General features: G+C 68.5%; 1 protein-coding gene. It reads right to left on the reverse strand.

All coding sequences use genetic code 11. From position 1 onward, the window contains the following. Positions 1-379 (reverse strand): FAD-dependent oxidoreductase (locus J7U37_RS24925; protein WP_247637502.1); only part of this gene is annotated, 379 nt, incomplete at its 3' end. Positions 380-441: the final 62 nt, after the last annotated feature.

The raw sequence follows: 441 nt of genomic DNA on the forward strand, positions 1-441 counted from the left end.
AGGTCGCGCTGAAGAGACTCGCCAGCGGCTGCGCCGTCGCACGGGCCTGCGTCTCGTTGCCCGCAAACACCCATTGCAGCAGCCAGGGCAGCGCGCGCGGCAGATAGTGCCAACGTACCGTCAGCGGGCCCATTGGATCGGCCAGCCATTTGGGCACCTGCTTCAGCATGCCCGGTAGCGCCATCGGCACGACCGACGCCACGCTCAGGCAGCCGGCGTTGCCGAACGAGCAGCCTTCGCCAATGCCGGCCTGATCGAGCAGCGTGACCTGGTGGCCATCCCGTTGCAATTGCAGTGCGCACGCCGTGCCGACAATGCCGGCGCCCACCACGGTGATCTGCTGGCGGTCGCCTGCAGCGCCTACCTCGGCACACGCCATCCGTTAGCCTCGCTGCCCGAACATCATCTGCCGGGCGAGCCCATGCTTGAGCGGCGGCAGGC

Origin of the sequence: Methylobacterium sp. 37f (genome assembly GCF_023093475.1) — a bacterium.
Classification (GTDB): domain Bacteria; phylum Pseudomonadota; class Alphaproteobacteria; order Rhizobiales; family Beijerinckiaceae; genus Methylobacterium.